Origin of the sequence: Marinobacter sp. (genome assembly GCF_040882185.1) — a bacterium.
Lineage (GTDB): Bacteria > Pseudomonadota > Gammaproteobacteria > Pseudomonadales > Oleiphilaceae > Marinobacter.
In genome coordinates, this window is record NZ_JBBEBW010000001.1 from 71,225 (window position 1) to 89,124 (window position 17,900).

The window sequence follows — 17,900 nt, forward strand, 5'->3', positions numbered from 1 at the left end:
GGCCCGGTTTATTTAAAATTACGCTTTATACATAAAAATAATGCACCACGATTCATAGCAGGAGTTGAATCCCCATGAGAGCCCCTATACAGATCCTGATCAAATTAACCATTGCACCAATCATTGCCGCCACGCTGATGGCCTCACTGCCCGTTTCCGCTGATCAGGTTCGCGTGCCGATCATGTCGCAGGGTGGTAACCAGGATGCAATGGACTTACCCAAAACAGGCCAGACGCGCACAACAGTTGAAGAGCGTTTTGGTACGCCCGAAGGCACCAAAGGGCCAACAGGTGAGCCCCCTATCGTCCAACTGTTTTATCCGGACTTCGTGGTGTACTTTGAAGGCGACCGGGTAATACACTCCGTCATCAAACCCGCGCGCTGATCTGCGCAGGACTAGCGGCACTATTTAGCGGCACTAAAGGTGATTAAGATTTGAGTACGCCAAGATACCGGATGCCCGCCGAATGGGCCCCGCAAAGCGCTATTATGTTGACCTGGCCTCATGCTGGTACCGATTGGAAAGACGTCTTGTTGGAGGTCGAGCCCGTATTTCGTGATATCGCGAAAGCTACTTTGCGTTTTCAGCACGTTCTCATTAGCTGTGAAGACGCCGCTGGCCTGGAGAGCCTCGCCCGGGAGCTTAACCATTATGCCGAATCCCAAGGACTTCCAGGTCGAGTGAAAGCAGTTCATGCTCCAGCCGATGACACCTGGGCAAGGGACCACGGTCCGATCTCGGTGACTGGGCCAGCGGGCACCAGATTATTGGATTTCGGATTCAACGCCTGGGGTGGGAAATTCCCCTGCGAAAAAGATAACGCACTCAATCAAAACCTTGCCAGCAGGGGTGCTTTTGGCGATACCTCCCTGAGCACCGTCGATTTTATTCTGGAGGGCGGGTCTCTGGAATCCGATGGCCAGGGGACCCTCCTCACAACCAGTGAGTGTCTGTTAACTCCGGCCAGAAATCCCACCTTTGACCGCACCCTGATTGAGTCCCTGCTGGCAGAAACCCTGGGAGCCGACCAGGTACTCTGGCTGAACCATGGCTATCTGGCAGGCGACGATACGGACAGTCATATTGATACCCTGGCCCGGTTCTGTAGCCCGGATGATATCTGTTACGTTCGATGTGAAGATGTTGACGACGAACACTTCGATGCGCTCAATGCCATGGAAGAGGAATTACGGCATTTCAGAAAACTGGACGGCACACCTTATCGCTTGACGCCGCTACCCTGGCCTGCCCCATTATTTGACGAAAACGAAGAACGCATGCCAGCGACTTACGCAAACTTTCTGATCATTAACGGCGCAGTGCTCTTGCCTGTTTATGACGTCCCGGAGGATACCGAAGCCGTTCGTGTAATGGCCGGAATTTTCCCGGATCGGGAGATCATTCCTATTAATTGTCGTGCGCTTATAGCCCAGCATGGCAGCCTGCATTGCGTGACCATGCAGCTTCCACAAGGGGTAGTAACGTTATGAGCACCGCTTCAACATCCGGCGTTCTTGAGGTTGCTGCGATCCAGCAGGCTTGCAGCAAAGACAAGCGAACCAGCCTGGAAACGACGGAGCGATTGGTAAGAGAAGCCGCCAGGAGCGGAGCCAGGCTTGTTGTCCTCCAGGAGTTGCACGCAACACTCTATTTCTGCCAGACCGAAGATACAGCAGTATTTGAGTGGGCAGAGCCCATCCCAGGCCCTACCAGCGAACGCTTATCGATGCTGGCCTCCGAGTTGGGTATTGTTCTGGTGGGGTCTATATTTGAGCGGCGGATGAACGGCGTTTACCACAACACAGCGGTGGTATTCGACACTGATGGATCCATCGCTGGAATTTACCGCAAGATGCACATACCCGATGACCCGGGTTTTTATGAAAAATTCTATTTCACCCCCGGGGACGCCGTGTTTAATACCGGGGAAAGCGGTTTTACGCCCATCGATACCTCTGTAGGACGCCTCGGCGTCATGGTTTGTTGGGACCAATGGTACCCGGAGGCAGCACGCCTGATGGCGCTGGCGGGCGCAGAAATATTGATCTATCCCACCGCCATCGGCTGGGATGTGACCGACGATCCAGCCGAACAGGCGCGTCAGTTGGATGCCTGGGTGACCGTCCAGCGTGGTCATTCCGTCGCTAACAATCTCCCGGTAATCGCGCCCAATCGGATTGGAGTTGAAAATGACCCCAATGGACAAGGCAGTGGAATTCGTTTCTGGGGCAACAGTTTTATCTGTGGCCCTCAAGGCGAAGTGCTTGCAAGAGCTGACGACAGCAGTGAAACCATTCTGACCGCAACCCTTGATCGAAACCGTAGTGAATCGATTCGCAGAATCTGGCCGTATCTCCGTGACCGACGCATTGACGCCTATGGGGACATTCTCAAGCGGGTACGGGACTGATAGATGAAGAAACTGATCGACGCAACGATAGCTCAACTCAATAGTATTCTGCTTGGCAAAGATCATCAGGTCCGTTTGTCCCTGTGCGCATTACTAGCCCGGGGTCATCTGTTGATTGAAGACATACCGGGCATGGGCAAAACCACTTTGTCACACGCTCTCGCCCGGGTGAGCGGCCTCAGCTATCAGCGTATTCAGTTTACCAGTGATCTGCTTCCGGCTGACGTATTGGGCTTTTCAATGTACGACAAGGAAGCTGGCGCTCTGGTTTTCCATCAGGGGCCGATTTTCGCTCAAGTCGTACTGGCCGATGAAATAAATCGTGCTTCGCCACGCACTCAGAGTGCATTGCTCGAGGCCATGGAAGAACAGCAGGTATCAATTGAAGGCGAAACTCGCGCTCTTCCTCGCCCGTTTTTTGTGATCGCGACTCAGAATCCCCTGGAACAGGGCGGCACCTACCCGCTACCCGAGTCCCAGCTCGACCGTTTCCTGATGCGGCTGAAACTCGGCTACCCCGATCCTCGGGCGGAGCGGGAATTGCTGGAAGGCGAAGACCGCCGAACCATGACCGCAAAAATGCAACCTCAACTAAGCCAGAGCGATCTGCTAGCGCTCCAGGAGGCTGTGGGTCGTGTTTCCACCAGCCCCGCTTTGCTCGATTACGTCCAGCGTTTGCTGGACCATAGCCGTCGTATGCCTGGTGTAGTCTATGGGCTCTCACCCCGGGCCGGGCTTGGCCTGGTACGGGCCGCGCGGGCATGGGCGTTGATGAATGGCAGGCATCATGTTCTGCCCGATGACATACAGGCCGTTTTCCCTTCTATCGCTGAACACAGGCTTGAACAGGGAGAAAGTGGTAAGAGTAAGGATCGGGTACAGCAATTGTTAAATACCGTTTCAGTGATTGAATAATCTCAAAACAGCACCAGTTATTAGGATCACGGAACCCGTAACGAGAGACTCACCATGAAAGACAACCGACATTCCCGTTTGATCATTCTTGGCTCCGGCCCCGCAGGTTACACTGCTGCCGTTTACGCCGCGCGCGCCAATCTTAATCCGACGCTCATTACCGGCATTGAGGTTGGTGGCCAGTTGACCACCACCACCGATGTGGATAATTGGCCAGGTGATAACGACGGGGTCCAGGGGCCAGAGCTTATGCAGCGCATGCTCAAGCACGCGGAGCGGTTCGAAACCACCATTGTGTACGACACCATCAATGAGGTTGACGTACGCTCCAGACCTTTCCGGCTCAAGGGAGACAGCGGAGAGTTCACTTGCGATGCACTGATCATCGCAACCGGCGCTACCGCTATGTATCTGGGACTCGACTCCGAGGAGGCCTTTAAAGGCCAGGGCGTATCTGCCTGTGCAACCTGCGATGGTTTTTTCTATCGCAAGCAGAAAGTGGCCGTGATCGGGGGTGGCAATACTGCAGTTGAGGAAGCTCTCTATCTCTCTAACATTGCCGAAGAAGTCACCCTCGTGCATCGACGGGATAGCCTCCGGGCAGAGAAGATCCTTCAGGACAAACTGTTCGAGAAAGCCGAGAACGGCAATATCCGGCTGGTGTGGGATCACACACTGGACGAAGTCCTTGGTGACGGAACCGGCGTAACAGGTATGCGTATTAAAAACACCAAGGATGGAACCACTCGTGATATCGAACTGGCGGGAGTCTTCATAGCCATCGGCCATAAGCCGAATACGGACCTGTTCCAGGGCCAGCTGGAGATGGAAAACGGCTACTTGAACATCAAGTCCGGCCTTGAAGGTATGGCAACCCAAACAAGTGTTCCCGGTGTCTTTGCAGCGGGCGATGTTGCCGACCATGTCTACCGCCAGGCGGTGACCTCAGCAGGATTCGGTTGCATGGCGGCCCTCGACGCTGAGCGTTTCCTGGATCAGCAGGGCTGATTTTATCTCTCAGACCGACGTGCGCGGCGCAAGCCCTGGGCCCTGCGCGCCCGGCCTGTACCGCGTTTGAAGGCGCTCGACCATGACCTCCCTGCCCTGGCTGGATACCGAATTCCTCTGGTTCCCGCCTCCCGAAGAAGCTCTGGAAGAACCTGATGGCCTGCTGGCACTCGGGGGCGACCTGGCGCCACAACGTTTGGTCCATGCCTACCAGAACGGTATTTTCCCCTGGTTCAGTGATGACCAGCCTATTCTGTGGTGGTCTCCCAACCCCCGTTGTGTACTGTTTCCCAATGAAGTCCATATCTCCAGAAGCCTGAAACGTACTCTCAATAAGGGCTATTTCAGAATCACGGCTGACCAGGCCTTTTCAGACGTGATTTACCACTGCGCTACCGTTCGCGAGGAAGGCACCTGGATTACAGCCGATATGATCGCCGCCTACACAACACTTCACCATCAGGGCACTGCCCATTCCTTCGAGGCCTGGAATCCATCGGGCGAACTCGTAGGCGGCCTTTACGGAATTGCTCTGGGAAAATGTTTCTTTGGAGAGTCCATGTTCTCTCTGGAAACCGACGCATCCAAGGCATTGGTGGTCGCCATTGCCCATCAACTGGACGCATGGGGTTACCAGGTGATGGATTGCCAGGTTGAAAGCAGCCATTTGGTGCGGATGGGTGCACGATGTATCGCAAGAAGCGAGTTTTTATCTATACTCAAAAAATACGCTCAAACCAGGCCGGATCATACCTCCTGGGCAATGGAATGGCGCTGGCCAGGCGGATCCAGCGGAACATGATGACAATCCGAGCCAAGCCGAGGTTCAATAAATGAGTAGTTTAAAAACGCTCGTTTTCTTTGCAACGCCAGCTCACGAATGCAGCTACCTGGACGACCGGGATGCCACCACCATGTTTGTCGATCCCAGGGCAAAAGTCGATAAGCGGCTATATAGCCAGCTCACGGCCTTGGGTTTTCGGCGTAGTGGCTCCCACTATTACCGGCCCCACTGCGAAAACTGCAATGCCTGCATCCCGGTGCGCCTCAACGTACAAGAATTCAGTCCTGATCGCAGTCAACGGCGAGTGCAACGGCGTAACAGCGACCTCACCTTCCACTACACACCAGCCCGCTTCTCGGAAGCCTATTACGATCTCTACGCACGCTATATTGAACAACGGCATGCCGATGGCGACATGTATCCGCCCTCTCGAGAGCAGTTTGCTTCCTTCCTGGTTGAAGGCGCCACCGATAGTTATTTTCTTGAAATGCGCACGGACGATGAACTGATCGGTCTTGCGGTAGTAGATGCTCTGGACGACGGGCTCTCAGCCATATACACCGTGTTCGAGCCGCGCTATGAAAGCCGAAGCCTCGGCACTATGGCGATCCTCTGGCAAATAGAAGAGGCCAGGAGACAACAGTTGCCATATCTCTATCTGGGTTATTGGATAAGAGAATGTCGAAAGATGAATTACAAAACCCGCTTCCGCCCTATCGAAGCGCTGCTTAACGGTCACTGGCAAACACTCCGAGCCTCGCCAAAAACAGCCACCGCGGATTAATCAGAAGCCCTGCGCAAACAGTTTTATCCCGCAGATTTTTTGCCAAATGACGACAAATCAGGCAGAATTGCGCAGTTCAAAATTACCAGAAAGTGCAGATCGCACTTTAACCGAGGTTTTTACTGAATGGCGAAATCAGATGCTATTGAAATGGAAGGGGTTATTGTTGATACCCTGCCCAACACCATGTTCCGGGTCGAACTTGAAAACGGCCATGTGGTGACCGCTCATATTTCCGGCAAAATGCGCAAGAACTATATTCGAATCCTGACGGGCGATAAGGTCAAGGTCGAACTGACACCGTACGATCTTTCAAAGGGTCGTATCGTCTACCGCGCTCGCTGACTCCAGCCGAATAGAAAAAGCCCCTCTTGTTGTGAGGGGCTTTTTTTTGCTTTTTTATCAGACCGCTTCTGCTGGTTCGTTCTCGTATTCGAACTCGAGCTCATCTCCTTTGAGTCTGACGTACACTTCACCACCATTCTCGGACAGGCTACCAAACAGTATCTGTTCGGCAAGTGGGCGTTTGATCTTGTCCTGGATCAGGCGCGCCATGGGTCTTGCACCCATTTTCACATCATAGCCTTTCTCTGCCAGCCAGGCTTTAGCGGGCTCATCGACGTGGATCACCACATGCTTCTCGTCCAGTTGCGCCTGCAATTCCGTGAGGAATTTGTCCACCACATGAGTGATGGTTTCTTTCTGCAGATCAGCAAACTGGATGATGCTGTCAAGACGGTTGCGGAACTCTGGCGTGAAGGATTTGGTGATCACTTCCATGCCGTCGCTGCTGTGGTCCTGTTCACTGAAGCCGATAGAGCGCCGTGCCATGTTTTCGGCACCCGCGTTAGTGGTCATAACCAGGATGACGTGACGGAAATCCGCTTTACGCCCGTTATTATCCGTGAGCGTACCGTGATCCATCACCTGCAACAGCAGGTTAAAGACTTCCGGGTGTGCTTTCTCAATCTCATCCAACAGCAATACGCAATGGGGATGTTTGTTGACGGACTCTGTCAGCAGACCACCCTGATCAAACCCGACATAGCCCGGAGGCGCACCAATCAGGCGTGACACAGTGTGGCGTTCCATATACTCCGACATATCGAACCTGACCAGCTCAATACCCAGAACTTTGGCGAGTTGACGGGTCACCTCGGTCTTGCCGACCCCGGTGGGACCAGCAAACAGGAACGCGCCTTCCGGCTTTTCTGGCGATTTCAGGCCAGCACGGGCCAGTTTGATAGCGGTCGACAGTGACTCAATGGCCGGATCCTGACCAAAGACCACCATCTTGAGATCCCGCTCCAGGTTGCGCAGCAGATCTTTGTCGCTGGAAGAAACATTTTTCGGCGGTATCCGGGCGATCGTTGCTACCACATCTTCGATGGCCGACACTCCGATGACCTTCTTCCGCTTGGCCGCTGGCATGAGTCGCTGGCGGGCCCCGGCTTCATCAATAACATCGATGGCCTTGTCCGGTAGGTGGCGATCAGTGATATAGCGCTCGGCCAGCTCTGCCGCGACGCGGAGAGCCTTGTCGGTGTATTTCAGATCGTGGTGTTTCTCAAAATGGGGCTTGAGGCCTTTGAGTATCTGATAGGTGTCCTCAACACTGGGTTCATTCACATCAATTTTCTGGAAACGGCGAGCAAGGGCGCTGTCTTTCTCGAATATACCGCGGAATTCCTGGAAGGTCGTAGACCCTATGCAACGAATCTCACCTGACCCCAGCATCGGCTTGAGCAAATTAGACGCATCCATAACCCCGCCGGAGGCAGAGCCTGCACCAATAATAGTGTGAATCTCATCAATGAAGAGAATGGCATGCTTTTCCTTTTTCAGGTCGGATAGCAGGCCTTTAAGACGTTTTTCAAAATCGCCACGGTACTTGGTGCCCGCTAACAGGGCACCCAGGTCCAGGGAATAAACCACGGCGTCGGAAATAATCTCCGGCACCTGCTTATCGACTATACGACGTGCCAAGCCCTCGGCAATGGCGGTTTTACCAACACCAGCCTCACCCACCAACAAGGGATTGTTCTTGCGGCGGCGGACCAGAGTCTGGACCACTCGCTCGACTTCGTGCTCACGGCCGATCAACGGGTCAATTCTGCCCTGACGCGCCAATTCATTCAGATTGGATGCGTAGGCCTCAAGCGGTTTGGAGGAACTGCCTTCTTCACCAGCCTCTTCATGGGGGGCCTGATCAGCACCTTCCTGATCTTCAGCGCCCTGAACCCGGGAAATACCGTGAGATACGAAATTGACTACGTCAATCCGGGCAATATTCTGTTTCTTGAGCACATAGACAGCCTGGCTTTCCTGCTCACTGAAGATTGCTACCAGAACGTTTGCACCAGTGACTTCCTTCTTGCCAGAGGACTGCACATGAAATACAGCCCTTTGCAAAACTCTCTGGAAGCCCAGCGTTGGCTGAGTTTCCCGCTCACTATCGCTGCTTGGAATCAGCGGTGTGGTTGAATCAACGAACTCTGCAAGCTCTTCCTGAAGCCGTTGCAGATCGGCGCCACACGCTTTAAGAACCCCCAGGGCAGAGTCATTATCCAGCAATGCCAGCAACAGATGCTCGACCGTCATAAACTCATGACGCTTGTCGCGCGCATTTTTAAAGGCGGTATTCAGCGTAATTTCAAGGTCTTTGCTAAGCATATGCCACCCCAAGGTTTATCAGTCCGCACGTTCAATCTCGCATAACAGCGGGTGTTCGCACTCAGAAGAGTACTGGTTCACCTGTGCTGCTTTCGTTTCCGCGATGTCTCGGGTATACACCCCACATACGGCCTTTCCCTGCGTATGGACGAGCAGCATCACCTGCGTCGCCTTTTCTTCATTCATGCCAAAGAACGTCACCAATACCTCGACAACAAAGTCCATAGGCGTGTAGTCATCATTCAAAAGCATCACCCGAAAGCGGGCGGGCCGTTTTAAGGCCGGCTTCGCAGGTGCAACGCTGAGGCCGTCTTGACGCCCTGGTTCATCATTGCCCTCCTGATTTAATACTAGTAGAGAATTCTCAATAATCCGCATGATTCTTTACCGAATGTCTGTGCATGTGCATAAGATGGTTGTGCCCGAGCCCATTTTCAAGGACCGGACCTAAAGCTTCCTTCATATTAACGTCTCACCCCCTGCCCAACCAGAGATTTGACTATTGACTCAGAGCCCATATTGGTCAACAGTTACTACTGAAATGTAAAATTATGTTATGCCATGTAAATATTGTGCAAATAATAACGACAGGTAATGACGGAACAGGGGAGTTCAAAATGCCAATAGGCAAAGTAAAGTGGTTCAATAATGCCAAGGGTTATGGCTTCATTATCGAAGAGGGCTGCAGTGACGACCTGTTTGCACATTTTTCATCTGTGCAAATGGACGGCTACAAAACCCTTAAAGCCGGTCAGGCAGTAACCTTTGATAAGAAGCCTAGTGACAAGGGCGTTCATGCGGTGAACATTGTGCCTGTGGATCAGCCACAGAAACAGTCCGCAGAAAGCGATACGCCCACTGAGGGTAACGCCAGCGATGATGCTGAGGATGAATCCTACCCGGATCATCCGAGAGCCGCAAACGGCTGACTAACCCGCGTAGAAAGTCTGAGTCAGATCACGCTCAAATGAGACGTGAGGGCGTTTTGTCGTTGACGAATAGCCTCGGGACAGACAATACAGCGCCGAAAATGGCGCTGTATTGTCTGTTGGGGCCTTACACTTTTAATCCACGTGAGTTGCGATTCAGGCAAACTGCTGTGAGCTATTCCCGTCCATGTCAAAACTGATTCTCCTGAACAAGCCATTTAACGTACTTTGCCAGTTCACCGACACCAGCGGTCGCAATACGCTGGCAAACTACATAAACGTGACCAATGTCTACCCCGCAGGCCGCCTGGATTATGACTCTGAAGGCTTGGTGTTGCTCACCGACAATGGGCAGCTTCAGCAGAAAATTGCTTCACCAAAATATAAGATGACGAAAACATACTGGGTTCAGGTTGAAGGTGATATCACCGAAGAGGCGCTGTTTACGCTCTGCAACGGGGTGGAACTCAAGGACGGCAGAACCCTGCCCGCTGCAGCCCAGAGGATGGTAGAACCTGAAGTCTGGCCGCGCCATCCAGCCGTCCGTGAACGTAAGGCAATCCCCACCTCCTGGCTTGAATTAACGATTCGCGAAGGCAGGAACCGGCAGGTTCGCAGAATGACAGCGGCGGTGGGTTTTCCTACTTTGCGACTGATTCGTTACAGCATAGGCGTATGGTCTATTGACGAGCTAGCCCCAGGTACCATCAAAACACTTCAAGTCCATGCCCCCAAACCGGCAAAGTCAAAACCGCCCAAAGGAACACACCCAAAGCAGACCTGATCTGCCGAAAGTGGTAGACTTTCCCGCCTCAATTCAGACAATCGCCTCCGCAGCCCGGTACTGCAGAGGCTTGATGTCAGATGTTACGTCAGAGCGATTTATGACTTCTGCTTTAAACCCAGCCCCATCACAAACCCGCGTCATCGTCGGTATGTCCGGCGGTGTGGATTCTTCTGTTGCAGCCTGGCTTTTGAAAGACCAGGGCTATGCAGTTGAAGGCCTGTTCATGAAGAACTGGGATGAGGACGACGGTACCGAATATTGCACTGCGATGACCGATCTGGCTGATGCCCAAGCTGTCGCAGACCACATTGGTATCACTCTGCACACCGCCAGTTTTGCTGCCGAATACTGGGACCGCGTGTTCGAACACTTTATCTCCGAGTACAAAGCCGGGCGTACGCCCAATCCGGATATCCTCTGCAATAAGGAAGTGAAGTTTCGAGCGTTTCTGGACTATGCCGTTACGTTGGGGGCGGATTATATTGCCACCGGCCACTACACCCGGCAGCACCCCCTTGACGATGGCAGTGGCCGCGCACAGCTGCTCAAAGGTCTGGACTCGAACAAAGACCAAAGCTACTTTCTCCACGCAGTATCCGGCGACCGAATCGCCCGAACCCTGTTCCCGATTGGTGAAATTGAAAAGCCCGAAGTGCGTCGAATTGCGGCAGAACAGGGGTTTGTGACTCATGACAAGAAAGATTCCACCGGCATCTGCTTTATCGGAGAACGCAAGTTCAGGGATTTCCTGAAGCAATACATTCCTGCCCAACCAGGCGACATTGAAACGCCCGACGGCCACGTCATCGGGCGTCACCAAGGTTTGATGTACCACACGATTGGTCAGCGCCAGGGCCTGGGCATCGGGGGAATGAGCAAGTTTGGCGACGACCCCTGGTACGTTGCGGAGAAAAATCTCGACCGCAACGTTCTCATTGCTGTTCAGGGCAAACACCACCCGCTGCTGTTCTCCCGCGGGTTAATCAGCGGCCCCGTGGACTGGGTGGCCGGTGAAGCGCCATCCGGGCCTTTCCGTTGTATGGCGAAAACCCGCTATCGCCAGCCTGACCAAGCCTGCGACGTGAGCGTCCACGGAGACGGTTTTCGGGTTGTATTTGACGAGGCCCAACGCGCCGTAACTCCAGGCCAGTCCGTGGTTTTCTACCAAGGCGACATTTGTCTCGGTGGCGGTGTCATTGAGCAAACCTGGCGGGACGGCGAGCCCGATCCTATCCTCACGGACGCGACACTCCAAACAACAGGCACACTCTCTTGAGCCAATCGATTCAGGAACAGACGCTGGCGCTTGCAGGCATATTCCAGGCTGCAGCGCTCGTACAACAGCTTGCCCATCAAGGCCAATGCTCGAACTCGACCTTCGAGGCCTGCGTTCGATCATTATTTGCCACCAACCCGGACTCAACACTTGCCGTGTATGGCGAGTTGAAGGATTTACGCGAGGGTCTCAATGCTCTTGCCGGGGTATTGGGGGAACAGAGCAAACAGCAGGACATGGAAATTCTGCGTTATAGCCTTAACCTGATCCAGCTTGAGGCGAAGCTCAACAAGCGGAATGACATGCTGGATGTGATCTCAGGCCGTATTGGACAAGCTCGCCATACCGCTAATCACTTTGGCTACGGCCACCGCAATCTGACCAGCAACCTGGCATCAATTTACACCGACACCATCAGCACCTTCAAACTACGTATCCAGGTAACCGGCGACCCAAACCAGCTCCGGGTCGAAGAAAATGCTGCCAAAGTGCGGGCCCTGTTACTTGCCGGCATTCGCTCCGCAGTACTTTGGCGCCAGACTGGTGGACGGAGGTGGCATCTGATCTTCAATCGTAAAAAAGTGATTGCCACGGCCAGAGAACTGGCAGAAAAGGCAAACGAGTCCGTTTACCACTGATTACCGTCCGCCGGTGGTGTATTATATGGCACCTTTTTTACCACTGACTTTTAACCGACAGGTATTTGGGCGAGCACGTCATGCATTTGCTTCGGCCCCAGCCGTCATGAATTGCGAGGTTTTCGATGGAACTCACTGCCCTGACTGCCATTTCTCCGGTCGACGGACGCTACGGAGAAAAAGTGCGGGTCTTCCGCAATATTTTCAGTGAGTATGGCTTGATCCGAAACCGGGTGACGGTCGAAATTCGCTGGTTGCAGCAATTGGCATCCCATCCGCAAATTTCCGAGGTGCCAGCTTTTTCTGACGATGCCAACAAGGCTCTTGATGTCATTGTCAGCGAATTCAATCTGGCGGATGCTAGCAGCATTAAAGATATTGAACGCACCACCAATCACGACGTAAAAGCAGTGGAATACTTCATCAAGAACAAAATAGCTGGAGTGCCCGAACTTCAGGCGGTCACGGAATTTGTTCACTTCGCCTGCACGTCAGAAGACATCAACAACCTGTCCCACGCTCTGATGCTTCGCGAGGGGCTCGATCTGGGCCTCTTACCTGCCATGGATCGCGTCATCGAAAAACTCGCGGTGCTGGCTCATGAACACGCGGCGCAGGCCATGCTTTCCCGCACCCACGGTCAGACTGCCTCGCCCTCTACAGTCGGTAAGGAGTTTGCCAACGTTGTTCACCGCTTGCGCCGGCAAATTAAACAGATTCGTCAGGTTGAGTTGATGGGCAAAATCAACGGCGCGGTGGGTAATTACAACGCCCACCTGTCTGCCTACCCGGACATCGACTGGGCGGCAAACGCACAACAGTTTGTCGAAGCGCTGGGGCTGGACTGGAACCCGTACACCACCCAGATAGAGCCCCACGATTATATCGCCGAGCTCTACGACGCCGTCGCTCGCTTCAACACGATTCTCATCGATCTTGATCGCGATATCTGGGGCTACATTTCCCTGGGCTACTTCAAGCAGAAGACGGTAGAAGGCGAAGTTGGCTCGTCCACCATGCCTCACAAGGTCAATCCCATTGATTTTGAGAACTCCGAAGGCAATCTGGGTATTGCCAATGCTCTTTTCAGCCACCTGTCAGCAAAACTGCCGATTTCTCGCTGGCAGCGTGATCTGACTGACTCTACGGTACTTCGTAATCTGGGGGTGGGTTTCGCTCACAGCCTGATCGCCTATGAGGCTACGCTGAAAGGCCTGAGCAAACTGGAAATTAACCCTGCCCGCCTGAATGACGATCTTGACCATGCCTGGGAAGTGTTGGCCGAGCCGATTCAGACGGTGATGAGACGCTACAACATCGAGAAACCTTACGAGAAACTGAAAGAGCTGACGCGCGGCAAAGCCATGACTCCTGACGTGATCAAAGCGTTTGTGGAGGGCTTGGCCATTCCGGAAGCGGCGAAGGCGGAATTACGCACACTGACGCCCGACAACTATGCCGGTAACGCAGAAGACCAGGCGCGGAATATCTGACCATGAATATTCCCGGCGGGCTATCGGCAGACATTTTCCTGCGGGATTACTGGCAGAAGAAGCCTCTTGTCATCCGAAAGGCTTTCCCCGGCTTCACCAGCCCGGTCTCCCCCGATGAGCTGGCTGGACTAGCCTGCGAGGAAAGCGTCGAATCCCGTATTGTCATTGAAACTGACAACGGCAAGCCCTGGCAGCTTGAAAATGGCCCTTTTCCTCCCGAGCGTTTTGAAGCGCTGCCCGAAAGCCACTGGACGTTGCTGGTGCAAGGCCTGGACCACTGGGTCCCCGAGGTGGCTGATATATTGGAAGCTTTCCGGTTTGTACCCAACTGGCGTCTGGATGATGTTATGGCCAGTTACGCACCGGTCGGTGGCAGCGTGGGGCCCCACTTTGACCAGTATGATGTGTTTCTTCTACAGGCAGAAGGCCATCGGCGCTGGGAATTTGGCGGTCATTGCGATCAGACTTCACCCCGGATCGAGGGAACGCCTTTAAGGATACTCAGCCGCTGGCAAGGGGAAGAAACCGTCACCCTCGCCCCTGGGGATATGCTGTATCTGCCGCCAGGTATCGGCCATCATGGCGTTGCCACTGATGACTGTATTACGCTTTCCGTGGGCTTCCGGGCCCCGTCCGTGGATGATGTGTTAACCGGGTTCACCGATTTTCTTTGCGCTCATCCGGAAACCAACAACCCTCTTGCCGATCCGGATCTGAAATGCCCGGACAATCCAGGTGCCATTTCTCCCGAGCTCATCCGTAAGCTCGGCGACGTTATCGCCAGGTACACCAATGACCCTCTGCAACTGGCCTATTGGTTTGGCCAGTACGCGACCGTCCCGAAATCAGCCAACATACTCGTAGCGCCAGATTCACCCATGAGCCCCGACGCGTTGCTGTCGGAGATTGAAGACGGCGCAACTCTGCGATGGAATGAAGGCTCGCGTTTTGCCTACCATGAAGGCGATGCTGAAACGGCGCTGTTTGTCGACGGCGAGCGCTACCTGTTGCGCGGCGAAGCCCTCGGGCTGGCGCCGGTATTATGCCGAGGCAACCGACCCGATACCGTTGCGATGGCGGGTTATCTCGAAGACGAGGCTCTCCTGGGCCTGATAACGAATCTGTATAACCACGGAAACCTGATACTGGAATGACTCTGACGATCCACAAATACAGCTGGCAACTGGCTCCAGGCGCGGTCAAGGAAATCCGGAAATCCGTGTTTATTGACGAGCAGCACGTACCGGCGGAAATGGAATGGGATGATACCGATAGCATTGCAGATCATTTTCTCGCTCTGCTTCCGGATAATACACCTGTTGCAGTGGCCCGCATGTTTCCCTCTGGGACCGAGACCGCACACGTCGGTCGCATGGCAGTGCTGCCAGCTTACCGTGGTATAGGTGTTGGTGAGCAATTGCTGCAACACATAATGCATGAGGCAGCATCAGACTTTGACGATATGTACCTCTCCGCCCAGCTCGCCGCTGTATCCTTTTATCAGCGCGCCGGATTCCACGTCTGTTCGCTGCCCTATGATGACGCTGGTATCCAACATGTTGATATGCGCTGTTACGCCCCGGTTTTGGTGACATCGCAAAGGGAGGATCGCGCCAACCCCCTGGTGATGGACCACGACGAAAAAACCTGGCTGTTCGATTCCGAAGCGGACCTCGTTGCTCTGTCCGACTCGATGGTCAATCAGGCCAGGCAGCGGCTCTGGCTTTATGATCAAACCCTTCGGCATGACCTTTACGACCGCCACCGGTTCCGGGAAATTCTGTCCACTCTGGCAAGGGGCCATCGGTTAAGCGACGTAAGGCTGCTGATTCACGATGACAAACCGCTGGTTAAACGCAGACATCAGATCGTCGAATTAATGCGCCGGCTGCCCAGCAAGATCCAGCTACGACTGGTTAACCCGGGTCACCCCTGCGAAAGCCAGCCATTCATGCTGGCGGACCGATCGGCTATGGTCTATCGCCACGGCTTTGACGCCGCAGAGGGTTTCGCCAATTTCTCGGCCCAGGGCCACGTAAAGCGTCTCGCTGACAATTTTCAACGTATGTGGGATGCAGGGCGCCCCTCGCTGGAGTTACGCCAGTTACCGCTCTGAGTGTTGGGGCACTGAACCGTCAGGCGCCTCAAACTGTCGCCCAAATGGCGCAAATTCTGCGTCTACCTCCTCTGCTACCCCACTGATGACGCGTCTCAGCCATTGATGATCTGAATTGTGTTGTAGCAACGGGCTCCAGGCCATCTTTAATTCAAAAGGAGGAATATCAAACGGCGGTACCTTGACTACGAGTCCGGTGTTGTCCTTTTGCAGCCAGGCTGCCCGGCTCGGCAGGGTCGCAATAAGATCGTGTTGCTCCGCGAGCAACATCGCCACCTGATAATGCCGGGTGAACACTGAAATCTGCCGCTTCCGACCCATCAGGGAAAGGGCTTCATCAACCCAGCCTAGTCTCTGCACATCTTTCGGGTTAACCCCGACGCCCACACCAAACCCTGTTTTACTAACCCATATATGGCTGGCTTCCAAATAGGAATCAAGGGTAAAAGGCTGCCTCAGTATCGGATTACCGGCATTCATCAGACAAGCAAAATACTCTGTCCAGAGCGTCTTTTGGTGGAAAGACTGCGGAATCTTGTCGAATCGGTTAATCGCCATGTCGAGACGCCCCTGCTCAACATCCAGAAAGCTAACGTCGCTGGGCGTTAACACATCGAGTGTGACATGCGGCGCCTCCTGGCGAATTCGGCGTAGAACTCGGGGCATCAGGCAGGACTCCGCATAATCACTGGCCATAATGCGGAAAACCCGCTGGCTTTCCATGGCCGCAAAGGGCGTTTTCTCCTGCACTGCCTGTTCAATATCGGCCAGAATGCTTCTTACCAGTGGCTGCAATTCCGCTGCCCGCTCTGTCGGTGTCATACCCTCGCTGGTTCTCACCAGCAAGGGATCACCAAACAGGTCACGTAGGCGACGCAGGCCATTGCTCATTGCGGGCTGGGTAATACCGAGATGGTTCGCTGATTTGGTCACGTTCTTTTCACGTAACAGCACATCCAGATAAACCAGAAGATTCAGATCGACCCGAGAAATATCCATTTTGCGCCCGCCTTGATATCCACACTACTTGAAAAAGTGACTACATTCCGAAAATAAATGCCTGTCAGACTAGCAATAAAAATGACTGATACAAAGAGCCTGAAACAGTGCGATGCCAAAATAATGGGAGTCCCGAGCAGGTACTGGCCGTTTACATCTGATAACGGATTATATGAGGAATTTCTGCTAACCTTTCGGATACTTGCCTGCCTTCATGTGAACGCACTTTCACAAGGCGGCGAACAAGGCTAACCCATCGCAAAGGTAGTGTCAGACTGCATGGATACAACAACAATTGTTATATTTTTCGCTGTTATTGTGCTCGCCTCCGTAGGCCTCATTGTCCTGAGCCAGATGCGGGAGCGAGCGAAGCTGGAGCGTGCTCGAAAAGTAACGGCCCTGGAAGACAGTTATAACCGCACTAATCGGCTGCTTAATGAAATTCCCGGCCAGTACCTGACAGCGGATCTCAAACTACTGCTCCTGACCCGTCTGGAGGAGATATGCAGTGAGCTCGCAAGCTTCAAAACCCAGCTTCCGGCCGCCCAGTGGTTGAATGAAGCCCGACAGATGAAACAGAAAGTTGTCGAAGGGGAAGACCAACGTGCTCCACTCAAAATCGACTCTGCAGAGAAATCCGCCTATGTTAAGGAATTATTGCAGAGCTTATTCAAACTTATTGAATCCCTTCATAAAAATCGCCGAATCGATAGTGCGGTAGCGAAAAAGAACCTGAAATACGTGTTGTTTCTCGTCCATAAAACTCACGCTGATCTCCATGTATTCCAGGCTCGTGAATTCATTCGCCAGAACCAGCTTCGCAAAGCAATACATGCCTATCACATGGCAAGTACCGAGCTAAGTAAATCGAGCGATAACCCGTTGGCACTCAAGGCGGTAAAGAGTTTCCGGACCCGTATCAAGGAATTGGAAGCCCAAATGGCCGATGGTTCCACAGGTGACTCATCTGACAAGCAACACCGTATGGATAAAGAGTGGGATAGCTTCCTACATGACGATGAATGGAAAAAGAAGGCGGATTACGACGAATAGTAGCCGCATAATGACTCGCTCATCTTTATTTGA

Annotated in this window: 19 protein-coding genes; 16 read left to right on the plus strand and 3 right to left on the minus strand. The window is 53.5% G+C overall.

All coding sequences use genetic code 11. From position 1 onward, the window contains the following. Positions 1-74 precede the first annotated feature (74 nt). The 8 genes from WEB64_RS00370 to infA all read left to right on the plus strand — a co-directional run bounded on the left by WEB64_RS00370 (position 75) and on the right by infA (position 6,248). Positions 75-386 (plus strand): hypothetical protein, encoded by a 312-nt coding sequence (locus tag WEB64_RS00370; RefSeq protein ID WP_368059308.1) that lies wholly within the window; start codon positions 75-77, stop codon positions 384-386. Positions 387-457: 71 nt separating this feature from the next. Further along, complete coding sequence (locus WEB64_RS00375) at positions 458-1,492, plus strand: agmatine deiminase family protein (protein WP_368059406.1); 1,035 nt, start codon at positions 458-460, stop codon at positions 1,490-1,492. Beyond that, the gene (locus WEB64_RS00380; protein ID WP_368059310.1) at positions 1,489-2,412 is read left to right on the plus strand and encodes a carbon-nitrogen hydrolase; all 924 of its coding nucleotides are present in this window, start codon (positions 1,489-1,491) and stop codon (positions 2,410-2,412) included. The genes WEB64_RS00375 and WEB64_RS00380 overlap by 4 nt, the downstream gene beginning before the upstream one ends. Positions 2,413-2,415: 3 nt before the next feature. Further along, positions 2,416-3,327, plus strand: a complete 912-nt coding sequence (locus tag WEB64_RS00385) for an AAA family ATPase (protein WP_368059312.1) — start codon at positions 2,416-2,418, stop codon at positions 3,325-3,327. A 54-nt stretch (positions 3,328-3,381) separates the two neighbouring features. After that, a complete protein-coding gene (gene trxB / locus WEB64_RS00390) occupies positions 3,382-4,335 on the plus strand; it encodes a thioredoxin-disulfide reductase (RefSeq protein WP_368059314.1) in 954 nt (317 codons plus the stop codon). Positions 4,336-4,417: 82 nt separating this feature from the next. Continuing rightward, positions 4,418-5,137 (plus strand): leucyl/phenylalanyl-tRNA--protein transferase, encoded by a 720-nt coding sequence (gene aat, locus WEB64_RS00395; protein WP_368059316.1) that lies wholly within the window; start codon positions 4,418-4,420, stop codon positions 5,135-5,137. Between the two features lie 31 nt (positions 5,138-5,168). Beyond that, entirely contained in the window at positions 5,169-5,903 is a 735-nt protein-coding gene (locus tag WEB64_RS00400) for an arginyltransferase (protein WP_368059318.1), read from the plus strand. 126 nt (positions 5,904-6,029) lie between these two features. After that, complete coding sequence (gene infA / locus WEB64_RS00405) at positions 6,030-6,248, plus strand: translation initiation factor IF-1 (protein ID WP_114613076.1); 219 nt, start codon at positions 6,030-6,032, stop codon at positions 6,246-6,248. A 57-nt stretch (positions 6,249-6,305) separates the two neighbouring features. On the opposite strand, the gene clpA is transcribed toward infA, so the two are convergent. Both clpA and clpS read right to left on the minus strand, forming a co-directional pair. Further along, entirely contained in the window at positions 6,306-8,576 is a 2,271-nt protein-coding gene (clpA, locus tag WEB64_RS00410) for an ATP-dependent Clp protease ATP-binding subunit ClpA (protein WP_368059320.1), read from the minus strand. Between the two features lie 18 nt (positions 8,577-8,594). After that, positions 8,595-8,954, minus strand: coding sequence for an ATP-dependent Clp protease adapter ClpS (gene clpS / locus WEB64_RS00415; protein ID WP_368059322.1), 360 nt, complete (start codon positions 8,952-8,954; stop codon positions 8,595-8,597). 239 nt (positions 8,955-9,193) lie between these two features. Here clpS and cspD point away from each other — a divergent pair, with 239 nt between their 5' ends. The 7 genes from cspD to WEB64_RS00450 all read left to right on the plus strand — a co-directional run bounded on the left by cspD (position 9,194) and on the right by WEB64_RS00450 (position 15,815). Further along, positions 9,194-9,505 carry a cold shock domain-containing protein CspD gene (gene cspD / locus WEB64_RS00420; protein ID WP_368059324.1) on the plus strand — a complete coding sequence of 104 codons (312 nt, stop codon included), beginning with the start codon at positions 9,194-9,196 and terminating at the stop codon, positions 9,503-9,505. Between the two features lie 187 nt (positions 9,506-9,692). Further along, positions 9,693-10,289, plus strand: a complete 597-nt coding sequence (locus WEB64_RS00425; protein WP_368059326.1) for a pseudouridine synthase — start codon at positions 9,693-9,695, stop codon at positions 10,287-10,289. 100 nt (positions 10,290-10,389) lie between these two features. Continuing rightward, positions 10,390-11,568 (plus strand): tRNA 2-thiouridine(34) synthase MnmA, encoded by a 1,179-nt coding sequence (gene mnmA / locus WEB64_RS00430; RefSeq protein ID WP_368059328.1) that lies wholly within the window; start codon positions 10,390-10,392, stop codon positions 11,566-11,568. Continuing rightward, entirely contained in the window at positions 11,565-12,206 is a 642-nt protein-coding gene (gene hflD, locus WEB64_RS00435) for a high frequency lysogenization protein HflD (RefSeq protein ID WP_368059330.1), read from the plus strand. The genes mnmA and hflD overlap by 4 nt, the downstream gene beginning before the upstream one ends. A gap of 125 nt (positions 12,207-12,331) precedes the next feature. Continuing rightward, positions 12,332-13,699: an adenylosuccinate lyase gene (purB, locus tag WEB64_RS00440; protein WP_368059332.1), complete on the plus strand. Its 1,368-nt coding sequence runs from the start codon at positions 12,332-12,334 to the stop codon at positions 13,697-13,699. 2 nt (positions 13,700-13,701) lie between these two features. Next, positions 13,702-14,853: a cupin domain-containing protein gene (locus WEB64_RS00445; protein ID WP_368059334.1), complete on the plus strand. Its 1,152-nt coding sequence runs from the start codon at positions 13,702-13,704 to the stop codon at positions 14,851-14,853. Further along, on the plus strand, positions 14,850-15,815 hold the full coding sequence (locus tag WEB64_RS00450; RefSeq protein WP_368059336.1) for a GNAT family N-acetyltransferase: 966 nt from the start codon (positions 14,850-14,852) through the stop codon (positions 15,813-15,815). Before WEB64_RS00445 ends, WEB64_RS00450 begins: the two co-directional genes overlap by 4 nt. Here WEB64_RS00450 and WEB64_RS00455 read toward each other — a convergent pair. Further along, positions 15,804-16,814 carry a LysR substrate-binding domain-containing protein gene (locus WEB64_RS00455; RefSeq protein WP_368059338.1) on the minus strand — a complete coding sequence of 337 codons (1,011 nt, stop codon included), beginning with the start codon at positions 16,812-16,814 and terminating at the stop codon, positions 15,804-15,806. The genes WEB64_RS00450 and WEB64_RS00455 overlap by 12 nt on opposite strands. 279 nt (positions 16,815-17,093) lie before the next feature. On the opposite strand from WEB64_RS00455, the gene WEB64_RS00460 reads away from it, so the two are divergent. After that, the gene (locus WEB64_RS00460) at positions 17,094-17,867 is read left to right on the plus strand and encodes a hypothetical protein (RefSeq protein ID WP_368059340.1); all 774 of its coding nucleotides are present in this window, start codon (positions 17,094-17,096) and stop codon (positions 17,865-17,867) included. Positions 17,868-17,900 lie beyond the last annotated feature (33 nt).